The 2,177-nt window shown below is 45.8% G+C and carries 2 protein-coding genes; both read right to left on the reverse strand.

Annotated features, from left to right (window positions below; genetic code table 11):
- Window positions 1-296, reverse strand: a 296-nt coding sequence (locus HZA10_11300; GenBank protein MBI5196888.1) for a hydrogenase iron-sulfur subunit, incomplete at its 3' end; no start/stop codon positions are given.
- Window positions 293-2,177, reverse strand: a 1,885-nt coding sequence (locus tag HZA10_11305) for a CoB--CoM heterodisulfide reductase iron-sulfur subunit A family protein (GenBank protein ID MBI5196889.1), incomplete at its 5' end; no start/stop codon positions are given. The genes HZA10_11305 and HZA10_11300, both read right to left, overlap by 4 nt.

Consider the following 2,177-nt stretch of genomic DNA (forward strand, 5'->3'; position numbering starts at 1 on the left):
CCTAAATATTCCAGCAGTCTCTTTAAGATGGTAAATCGCCGGCGCGCATAAAAGTTCCCTTCGGAATAGTGACAGTCGCCAATATGGCAACCTGAAATCAACACGCCATCCGCGCCATTCATCAAGCACTTTACAACAAAAAGCGGATTTACCCTCCCTGAACAGGGAACCCTGATAATTCTTACATTTGGCGGATATTCCAGGCGCGATGTTCCGGCCAAAACCGCTCCGGCATAACTGCACCAATTGAACAAAAACCCCGTAATCTTAGGCTCCCAATTACCGTCTTCAGTCATAGTGCTTCTATCTCTTCCATAATCTGCCGGTTAGAAAATCCTTCTAAATCTATTGCTGACATACGGCATACCGCTGTACAGTTGCCGCAGCCTGTGCAAACTCCCTCAACAACCTCTGCTACTGTCCTTTTTCTTTTGAGCATCTTATCTTCTATTTCCTTTTTCTCTATGGCGTTGAAGGGGCAGGCTTCAATGCAAGCCTGGCAGCCCGAACAGAGATTTTTGTCTACTTTGGCGATTAACGGCTCCCTCTCCAGTCTATCCTGAACTAAAAGGCCCAGTGCCTTTACTGAGGCAGCCGATGCCGTAGCCACAGTATCGGGGATATCTTTAGGAGACTGACAGGCTCCGGTTAAAAATATACCGCTGGTGATTGTTTCTACCGGAGCAAGTTTCGGATGGGCTTCAGTGAACAAATTATTCTGGTCATAGGGTATGTGTAACATCTGAGCCAGTTTTGCAGCATCCGACTGAGCAACCAGGCCGGTAGCTAAAACAACTAAGTCTGCCTTTATCTCAATCTGCGCGCCGCTTAAGGTATCTGCGCCTCTTACAATCAGTTTTCCGTCTTTTTTAAAAATCCGGGAGACCCTGCCTCTTAAGTAAACCGCTCCATATTCATCCTGCACTTTTTTCACAAACTCTTCGTAATTTTTTCCCGCTGCCCTGATATCAATATAGAAAACATATGCCTGCGCATCCCTATTATGTTCCTTTAGTAATAACGCATGTTTTGCGGTATACATACAGCACAGGCGTGAACAATAAGGCACTCCTTTTTGTTCATCCCGTGAGCCCACGCACTGAATAAAAACCACATCGCGCGCCTCTTTGCCGTCCGAGGGCCTGATAATCCTGCCCCCTGTCGGCCCGGAAGAATTCACCATGCGCTCAAAATGCAAACCGGTGATCATATCTTTGAACTTCCCATACCCATACTCTCCGTATACTGAGTGGTCAAATTGAGTAAAACCCGTAGCCACAATAATTGCCCCAAATTTCTCTTCAAAAATTTCATCCTGCATCGCATAATCAATGGCTTGCGCCTGACAAGCTTTCTGGCAAAGTCCGCATTTTTTAGTCTTAAAATAGAGGCAATTCTGCCGGTCAATTACAGGGACATTAGGCACCGCTTGAGGAAAAGGCACATAAATTGCCTTACGCATGCCTAACTCGGAGTCAAACTCTGAAAGGGTCTTCACCGGACATTTAGCAAAACAGTCGCCGCAGCCAGTGCATTTATTTATATCTACTGAACGCGCTTTCTTGCGGATTTTAACCGTAAAATCTCCCACGTGACCGGAGACTTCCTCTACCTCGGAATAAGTATGCAGAGTTACGTATTTACTCTGCGCCACGGTCACCATCTTCGGGGTTAAAATACAGGCTGCGCAATCCAGGGTAGGAAAAGTCTTATCAAAACGCGCCATCCTGCCGCCGATACTCGGCTCCCTTTCCACGACAACTACAGGAAACTTGGCAAAAGAAATGTCTATTGCTGCCTGAATTCCGGATATTCCGCCTCCGATAATTAAAACTCTTTTCTCTATGGGGACATATGTTTTCTGAAGTGGCCGGTTACGCGAAACCTTGGCTACGGCAAGCCTGACTAATTCAATTGCCTTGGTAGTAGCCTTTTGCTGGTCATGGTGCACCCAAGAACAATGTTCTCTGATATTAGCCATCTCAATTAAATAAGGATTAATCCCTGCATCTTCTGCACATTTCCTAAAAGTCTTCTCATGCAGGTTAGGGCTGCAGGAAGCAATTACAACTCTATCCAAACCTTGTTCTTTAACCGCTTGCCTAAGGAGATTCTGCCCGGGATCAGAACACATATACTTATAGGTAACCGAATGTTTTACGTTTTCAAACAAAGCG

The organism is Nitrospirota bacterium (assembly GCA_016212185.1).
In the GTDB taxonomy this organism is placed as follows: Bacteria; Nitrospirota; Thermodesulfovibrionia; order UBA6902; family DSMQ01; genus JACRGX01.